General features: G+C 65.4%; 5 protein-coding genes and 1 pseudogene. 2 read left to right on the top strand and 4 right to left on the bottom strand.

From position 1 onward, the window contains the following. From B6V73_RS21040 to B6V73_RS20080, 3 genes and pseudogenes are all read right to left on the bottom strand, one after another. A pseudogene (locus tag B6V73_RS21040) lies at positions 1 to 301 on the bottom strand (hypothetical protein); the annotation flags it as partial. 328 nt (positions 302 to 629) lie between these two features. Then, positions 630 to 2,549: a DEAD/DEAH box helicase gene (locus B6V73_RS20085; protein WP_088720662.1), complete on the bottom strand. Its 1,920-nt coding sequence runs from the start codon at positions 2,547 to 2,549 to the stop codon at positions 630 to 632. Between the two features lie 143 nt (positions 2,550 to 2,692). After that, the gene (locus B6V73_RS20080; protein ID WP_075777643.1) at positions 2,693 to 3,721 is read right to left on the bottom strand and encodes a cation transporter; all 1,029 of its coding nucleotides are present in this window, start codon (positions 3,719 to 3,721) and stop codon (positions 2,693 to 2,695) included. Positions 3,722 to 3,884: 163 nt separating this feature from the next. Between B6V73_RS20080 and xylB the strand changes: the two genes are divergently transcribed. Next, the gene (xylB, locus tag B6V73_RS20075; protein WP_088726291.1) at positions 3,885 to 5,321 is read left to right on the top strand and encodes a xylulokinase; all 1,437 of its coding nucleotides are present in this window, start codon (positions 3,885 to 3,887) and stop codon (positions 5,319 to 5,321) included. Between the two features lie 43 nt (positions 5,322 to 5,364). Here the strand turns inward: xylB and B6V73_RS20070 are convergent, their stop codons facing one another. Next, the gene (locus B6V73_RS20070) at positions 5,365 to 6,288 is read right to left on the bottom strand and encodes an aldose epimerase family protein (RefSeq protein ID WP_088726290.1); all 924 of its coding nucleotides are present in this window, start codon (positions 6,286 to 6,288) and stop codon (positions 5,365 to 5,367) included. A gap of 312 nt (positions 6,289 to 6,600) precedes the next feature. Between B6V73_RS20070 and glpD the strand changes: the two genes are divergently transcribed. Continuing rightward, a complete protein-coding gene (glpD, locus tag B6V73_RS20065; RefSeq protein ID WP_088726289.1) occupies positions 6,601 to 8,160 on the top strand; it encodes a glycerol-3-phosphate dehydrogenase in 1,560 nt (519 codons plus the stop codon). Positions 8,161 to 8,265 lie beyond the last annotated feature (105 nt).

Raw genomic sequence — 8,265 nt, 5'->3', positions numbered from 1 at the left:
TCATAGCCATACGCTCACAGCCGCCTTCGGGCGGTGTCTTGCGTTGTGCTAAGCCCCCCAGAAGCAATGGGGAAGCAGGCGGAGTAGAATTCGACACCCCGCCCCCACGAAGGCGGGGTTTGTCATTTGTGCCATCCCTCAATCCCAGGATCGCACCCAACTCGCCATAAAGCTCAATCACATGGCCGCCGGGTGCGTCCGCGCCCGGGTGCAGAAAGATCCCCTCTATCGGGCCGCGCAGGATCGCCGTCGCCTCGCTGCGACTATCCTTGTCATTGAGCGCTGCCGTCAGATATTCCACCTTACTGCGGTAGACCTCGGCAAGCGCCGGGTGGATGATGACGGGATGGGGCGTTGGTATCGTGGCGCGCCTGTTCCGGAGCTCGGACTTACGGGGCTTACCTCGTCTCGGAGGCCAATCGTTGACCTGCACGGACGCATAGCAACACCAACCGGGCTTCGCTCGTGGCGGGGCGAAAGACCCGTGACAGTGATATTAAGGGGCATCAGGACACGGAGGCTTCTGTCGCGCTCTCACAGTCAAAGGCGGTAAGGGCGCTGACCCGGGCGCTTCTGATCTGGTACGAAAAAGGCCCGCATCGCTGCGGGCCTTTTGTAGAATCATATCGTCACTTGCGCGGCTTTTTCGGGCCGCCGGGCTTGGGCTTTCCGCCTTTTCCCGGATGCGTCCCTTTGCCGGGGCCCGCGTATTTCGCGCGAGGTTTTTTCGGTTTCGCGCCGGCGCCGCCCTCGGGCTTGCGCTTTTTCGACGGGATATCCGCTAGGGCGGCAAAGACCGCCTCGTCATCCGGGCTCCAGCCGCTCGTCTTGGTATTGTCCGCCGGAGCGCCTTCAGTACGTGCGCCCTTGGGCGAGCCTTTGCGATGGGGCGCCTTGCCCGGGTGTTCCCCACGCTCGCCACGATGGGGCTTGCCCTGCGGTTTGTCGGCGCGCCGCTTTTTCGGCGGCGGGCCGAAATCGGGTTCACCATTGAGGGCGCGGGCCGTGATCTCGTCGGAGAGCTCGCCATCGGGACCAAGCGAGGCCGCGAACTTTGCGACGCTCTTCTCGGCAATCTCGACGAAGGTTTCGTCGTCGCGCACGCGGATCGCGCCGATGGCGGATTTCTCCAGATCGGCATGGCGGCGCAGGAGCGGCAGCAGCCAACGCGGCTCGGCTCGGTCATTGCGCCCGACCGACAGGGTGAACCAGCGGCTCGGGCCGAATTCCTGGCGCTCGGACTGGCCCTTGGTGTCGGGCGGCAGAAGGTCTTCGGGCGGTGCGTTGCGCGCTTGCTGCAGGCGCAGGAAGGCGGCGGCGACAGCCTCGGCCCCGTGCCTGTCGAGCAGCTTGCGCGCGAACGCCGCCTGATCCTCGGTGATCGGCTCGCGCCAATCGGGATCGGTCAGCAGGCGCTCTTCGTCGCGCGCGATGATCGACTCGGCAGAGGGCGGCACCGTCCATTCCGCGTTGATCTTGGCGAATTTCAGCAGGCGCTCGGCGCGTTTGACCATGCGAGGCGGCACGATCAGCGCGGACATCCCCTTGCGCCCGGCGCGACCCGTCCGGCCCGAACGATGCAGCAGGCTCTCGGTGTTCTGCGGCAGATCGGCATGGATCACTAGGCTCAGGTTCGGCAGGTCGATACCGCGTGCGGCGACGTCGGTCGCCACGCAGACACGCGCCCGCCCGTCGCGCATCGCCTGCAGCGCGTGGCTGCGTTCGGCCTGTGACAGCTCGCCCGAGAGCGTCACGACCGAGAGGCCGCGATTGCCGAGACGGGCGCTGAGATGGTTCACCGCCGCGCGGGTGTTGGCGAAGACGATGGCGCTTTCGTCATGATGAAAACGCAGCAGGTTGAAGATCGCATGATCGCTGTCCGAGGCCGCGACCTTCAGCGCCTTATAGGCGATGTCGGAGTGCTGCTGCGCGGTGTTGATCGTCGAGATGCGCTGCGCGTCGTTCTGGAACTGCTCGGCCAGTTTCGCGATCATAGGCGACACGGTGGCCGAGAACAGCAGCGTGCGGCGCTCTTCCGTCGCGGAGCCGAGGATGAATTCGAGGTCTTCGCGGAAACCCAGATCGAGCATCTCGTCGGCTTCGTCGAGCACGACCGCGCGAATGTCGCCCAGGTCGAGCGCGCCGCGGCGGATATGATCGCTCAGACGGCCGGGGGTGCCGACCACGATATGGGTGCCGCGCTCGAGGGCGCGCCGTTCCTGCCGCGGATCCATGCCGCCGACGCAGGAGCTGACGATGGCGCCGGTCTTGCCATAGAGCCAGCGCAGTTCCTGCATGACTTGGAAAGCGAGTTCCCGCGTGGGGGCCACGACGAGTGCAAGCGGCGTGCCGGCCGGGCCGAAGCTTTCGGCCTCGCCCAGAAGGGTCGGCGCGATCGCGAGACCGAAGCCGACCGTTTTGCCCGAGCCGGTCTGGGCAGAGACCAGCAGGTCCTTGCCCGCCAGCGCGGGATCGGTCACCGCGTCCTGCACGGGAGTGAGAGTGTCGTAGCCGCGCTCGGCGAGCGCTGCGGAAAGGGAGGGGATCATCGGAAAGTCGTCCAAGCAATGACGTAAGGGACGGGCCGCTCTGCTTCTGGCAGCCCGTGCGGAAGGCGCCTGCATAACGGTCCTTGCGGCAAATGTATATTGCCTATTTCGCGAATCCGGCCCTGAGAGGCAAGAATCCTTGGTCAGGCGAGGACTTGCAGCACCACTGCCGAGGCGTAGATCGCGACCAGAAGCAGGCTCTCGATCCCGATCCGGGCCGGCCCGTCCTTCTGCCGCAGGATCAATCCGCCGAGCAACACGCCCGTCATCATCAGTCCCGTCGCCAGCCAGTACAGATCCGGCATCGAGACTGCATGGTAGAGCGAACCCTCGCGATACGCCCCGTCCGAGAAGACTAGGAACAGCGTGTCGAAGGTGTTGCCGCCGATAATGCCGCCGATTGCCAGTTGCAGTGCGCCGCGGCGGACCGCCGTCAGCGTCGTCACCAGTTCCGGCAGCGATGTTACCACCGCCGTCAGCAATGCGCCTACCAGCGAGGAGCTGAGGTCGAAACGTGTGACGAATTCCCGCCCTGCTTGCGAAATGACCCAGCCGCTGAGGCCCATGACGACGACGAGGCCGACGAAGACGAGGATCGGCCCGCGTGGTGAACGGTTCCTCTCTTCTTCGTCCTCGGGCTCGTCATGGCGGGTCTCGCGGGTTTCGACCGGTTTCCACATCGGCGTTTCCGACACCTGGGCTGCGAGCTTGGTGCCGCCGAGATAGGCGAGAAACAGGATCACCGAGGCCGGGCTGATGCCCCAGATCGCGTAATCGGGCGCGGCGGTCGCGGCGAGCGGGATCGATAGCAGCACGATCAGCATCACCGCCTGAAACAGGTTGGCAGGCTCCGCCGCCGAATGTTCGAGATTGGCCCGCCGGTGCAGCATGTCGGCCAGCGCCAGAAAGAAGGTCTGCGCGGCGATCCCGCCTACGGCGTTTGAGAAGGCGAAACTCGCGTCCCCTTGTGCGGCTACCGAGACGGAGACGACGATCCCCGACAGCGAAGTCGCGGCGCCCAGAACGATACCGCCCGCCAGCGCCTCGCCGATGCGGGTGCGATCCGCGATCACGTCGGCCAGCCCGGTCGCCTTGATCGAGGAGATGACGACGATCAACCCCGCAAGGGTGAAAGCGCCAAGCAGAAGAGGGGTCGAGAGAGAGGCGATCATCCAGGCTCCGGGGTCACTGTTCGAAAGGCAACCGCGCAATGCGCTCACGGTTCCGTTATGCGGTGCGACGGACGGGCACATTCGTGTGGGGTCGAGGAGTCGACATGCCCGCCAGAGACGTTAGGGTCGGCGCGAGACGAGTAGCGCGCGCGGGAGGACAAGCATGTTTATCGGATTGGATCTGGGCACCTCGGGGCTGAAGGGCCTCTTGATAGACGATGCGCAGCGCGTGGTGGCCGAGGCGACGCATCCCCTCACCGTTTCGCGCCCCCATGAAGGCTGGTCGGAGCAGAATCCCGCCGAATGGGTCGCGGCGATGGAGGCGGTGCTGGGCACGCTCGCGCAGCATGACCTCTCGGCGGTGCGCGGTATCGGGCTTTCCGGGCATATGCATGGTGCGACGCTGCTGGATGCGCAGGACGCGGTGCTGCGGCCCTGCATCCTGTGGAACGACACTCGCGCCCACCGCGAGGCGGCGTCCCTCGACGCCGACCCGCAGTTCCGCGAAATCAGCGGTAATATCGTCTTCCCCGGCTTCACCGCACCGAAGCTGGTCTGGCTTGCGAAGCAAGAGCCTGAAATCTTCGCGAAGGTGGCGAAGGTACTGTTGCCGAAGGATTACCTGCGGCTCTGGCTGACCGGGGAACATGCCTCGGAGATGTCCGATTCCGCCGGAACCAGCTGGCTCGATACCGGTGCGCGTGACTGGTCGGACGCGCTTCTGTCGGCGACCGGGATGCGGCGCGAACAGATGCCGCGTCTCGTCGAAGGCTCGGACGTGTCGGGCACGCTGCGCCCGCAGATCGCGGCGCGCTTCGGTCTGCCGGAGGGCGTAGTCGTCGCGGGCGGCGGGGGCGACAATGCGGCTTCGGGCGTTGGCGTCGGCGTCGTGGCGGCCGGACAGGCCTTTGTCTCGCTCGGCACTTCGGGGGTGCTTTTCGCCGCGGACGACGGCTATCGGCCCGATGCGGCGAGCGCCGTGCACAGCTTCTGTCACGCCCTGCCTCAGACATGGCACCAGATGGGCGTGGTGCTGGCCGCGACCGACGCGCTGAACTGGTATGCGCGGCTTCTGGAGAGCGACGCCAAGCAACTGACCGAGGGCCTCGGCCCGTTGCGGGCGCCGGGCAAGGCGCGCTTCCTGCCCTATCTTGGCGGCGAGCGCACGCCGCTGAACGACGCGGCGATCCGTGGGGCCTTCATCGGGCTTGAGCATGCGACCGATCGGGCGGCGACGACGCGGGCCGTGCTGGAAGGCGTGAGTTTCGCGCTTCGCGATTGTCGCGACGCGCTGGCTGGGACCGGGACGCGGATCGAGACGCTGCTTGGTGTCGGCGGCGGGACGCGTTCGCGTTATTGGTGTGAGGCAATCGCGACGGCGCTCGATACGCCGGTGGCCCTGCCGGTGGCGGGCGACTACGGCGGCGCCTTCGGGGCGGCACGGCTCGGCATGATGGCGGCGACCGGCGGCGGGTTGGAACTCGCACGCCCGCCCGAGATTGCCGCGACGATCGAGCCGGTGCCTGCGTTGCGCGCGGCGTTCGACGAGGGCTATGAGCGATATCGTCAAGCCGGTGCCGCGCTGAGCGGTTTGACCTGACCCTGCGCGCCGCGCCTTTTCCGCTGGCGTGGATTTCGCGGGCTCAGCCCGAGAACTGCAGGCGAATTCGGTTCACGTATTCCTTGCCGGGTTGCAGGATCGCGGACGGGTACTCGGGGTGATTGGGCGCATCGGGCCACGCCTGCGGCTCCAGACAGATCGCGTTGAAGCTATCACCCGATGGCGAAGTGTAGACCTGCAAGCCGGGCTGGTTGCTCAGCATCGTCATGCTGCGCCCCGAGGCCGGATCGTTCAGTGCCGCAATCTCGCGCATGGCGCCGGGACGCAGACAGAAGTTGTGATCGAAGCCTGCGCCATCCGGTCCCGGCACCGGGGCCGAATCGCGAAAGTCGAACCGGGTGCCTGCGACATCGCGCGGGGCGCCGACAGGCAATGTTTCGGAGTCGATCTCCAGCACCTGATCGGCGTTGATCTTCAGCCGGTGATCGGCGATCGAGCCACCGCCGGCGAGGTTGAAATACCCGTGCGAGGTCAGCGAGACCGGGCAGGCCCGATCACAGCGCGCGCGATAGGTGATCGTCAGAGTGGCAGGGTCCGATAGCGCAAAGCTCGCCTCAGCCACGAGATTGCCGGGAAATCCCTGATCGCCGTCGCGGCTTTCGAGCCGCAGCGCCACCGCGTTGATCCAATGCGCCACGACCGTCCAGTCGCGCTGGTCGAAGCCCTGACCGCCGCCGTGAAGGCAGTTTCCGTTCTCGTTCGTATCAAGCTGGAACTGCTCGCCATCAAGCGTGAAGCGGCCCCCGGCGATGCGGTTGGAGTAGCGCCCGATTGTTGCGCCGTGGAAGCTGCGTGCGGTCTCTCCGGGATCGGGGCCGATAAGAATCTCGACCGGGCCGTCGGCGCCTGGCAGGACCAAACTTGTCAGTCGTGCGCCTTTCGGGTCGATGCGGACCCGCATCCCCGAAGCAAGCCCGATCTCCAGTTCTGTTTCATGATCGAACATGCTCTTGTCCCGTCCGGTTCCCGATGCGACTTACCTTACGTAAGCCTCTTCGCACGTCACGACTTTAACCTCGATCAATCCCATAGGCGAGTTAGCTACATCGTCAGTTTTCTGCCCGTCAAACGTGCTGAACGCCCCGAGTCTCACCATACAGCAACGCTGGCGTTCCTTAAAAGTTTCGTGATCGGTGCGGAGAATTTGGGGGCGAGGCGTTTTCACGCTCGATTATGCGCGAAAATTGTCTATAATTATCAATAACGAAAAATATCGCGCCTAATGGTGCAGAAGCGATGGGCGTTAGGAGTGCGCAGAATGTCACAGGCAGTAGACCTCTTCGTGATCGGCGGCGGCGTGAACGGCTGCGGGATCGCGCGCGACGCGGCAGGGCGTGGCCTTAGGGTGCGTCTGGCCGAGATGGGCGACCTCGCGCAGGCGACCTCCTCGGCCTCCACCAAGTTATTCCATGGCGGGCTGCGCTATCTCGAGTATCTCGAGATCAAACTGGTGCGCGAGGCACTGTCCGAGCGCGAGGTGCTGATCCGCGCGATGCCGCATATCTCCTGGCCGATGCGCTTCGTGCTGCCCTACAGCGCCGACATGCGTTTCGAGAGCGATACGCCCGTCTCGAAGATGCTCTCGACCGTGATGCCGTGGATGAGGGGCAAGCGCCCGTCCTGGATGATCCGCTCGGGGCTGTTCCTCTACGATCATCTGGGAGGGCAGGGGCTCTTGCCGGGTACGAAGCGACTCGATCTGCGCAACACGCCCGAAGGCGCGCCGCTGAAGGATCAATTCGCTCATGCCTTCGAATATTCCGACGGCTGGGTGCAAGACGCCCGGCTCGTCGTGCTCAATGCGCGCGACGCCGAGGCGCATGGCGCCGACATTCGTGTGCAGACGAGGGTCGTCGAGGCGCATCGCGACGGCGGTCATTGGGTGATCACCACCGAGGGGCCGAACGGGCGCGAGGAGCATTTGGCCCGCGCCGTGGTCAATGCGGGCGGCCCGTGGGTCGAGCAGATCCTGAAAGGTACGATGGGCAGCGCCAGCCGCGAGCATATCCGCCTCGTGCGCGGCAGCCATATCGTGACCCGCAAGCTCTACGATCACGATAAATGCTACTTCTTCCAAGGCACCGACGGGCGGATCATCTTCGCGATTCCCTATGAACAGGACTTCACCCTGATCGGCACGACCGAGGCCGCGCATGAGGATTCGCCGCTCGCCGCCGAATGCACCGAGGCCGAGCGCGATTACCTGTGCGAATTCGCCTCCGAGTATTTCAAGCAGGAAGTCACGCCCGACGATGTCGTCTGGACCTTCTCCGGCGTGCGCCCGCTCTATGAGGACGGCGCGAGTTCTGCGACCGCGGCGACGCGCGAATACGTGCTCTCGCTCGATGCCCCGACGGGCCAGCCGGCGGCGCTGCATGTATTCGGGGGCAAGATCACCACCTATCGTCGTCTGGCCGAGGATGCGCTGGCCAAGCTGCGCCCGCATCTGCCCGGGATGGGCGGGCCGTGGACGAAAGACGCGCGTCTCCCGGGCGGCGATTTCGCCCCCGAAGAGGTCGAGGCCAAGATCGCCAAGCTCTCGCAAGACTACCCCTTCGTGGATCGCAAATGGGCCGAGCGGATGATCCGTCATTATGGCACCGAGGCGTGGGACATCTTCGGCGATGCCAAGGCGCTGGCCGATCTGGGCCGCGATTTCGGCGGTACGCTTACCGAGGCCGAACTGCGCTGGCTCGTCGAGAGGGAATGGGCCCGCAAGGTCGAGGACGTGATCTGGCGGCGTACCAAGCTGGGCTTGCGGCTCGATGCCGATCAGGTCAACTCTGTCGCCGCGTGGCTGGAGGAGCACGCGGCCTGAGGCGCGAAACGGGAGGACTTCATGACCCATATTCTGGCAATCGACCAAGGCACCACGTCGTCGCGGGCGATCGTTTTTGACGGCGCGCTGCGCCCGGTGGCGAGC

Origin of the sequence: Thioclava sp. JM3 (genome assembly GCF_002213185.1) — a bacterium.
In the GTDB taxonomy this organism is placed as follows: domain Bacteria; phylum Pseudomonadota; class Alphaproteobacteria; order Rhodobacterales; family Rhodobacteraceae; genus Thioclava; species Thioclava nitratireducens.
This window is presented reverse-complemented; position numbering and strand designations above follow the sequence as displayed.

Bases quoted from the DNA above. Each gene is read 5' to 3' on its own strand.
- glpD (WP_088726289.1), top strand. From the start codon at position 6,601: ATGTCACAGGCAGTAGACCTCTTCGTGATCGGCGGCGGCGTGAACGGC.
- B6V73_RS20070 (WP_088726290.1), bottom strand. From the start codon at position 6,288: ATGTTCGATCATGAAACAGAACTGGAGATCGGGCTTGCTTCGGGGATG.
- B6V73_RS20085 (WP_088720662.1), bottom strand. From the start codon at position 2,549: ATGATCCCCTCCCTTTCCGCAGCGCTCGCCGAGCGCGGCTACGACACT.
- xylB (WP_088726291.1), top strand. From the start codon at position 3,885: ATGTTTATCGGATTGGATCTGGGCACCTCGGGGCTGAAGGGCCTCTTG.
- B6V73_RS20080 (WP_075777643.1), bottom strand. From the start codon at position 3,721: ATGATCGCCTCTCTCTCGACCCCTCTTCTGCTTGGCGCTTTCACCCTT.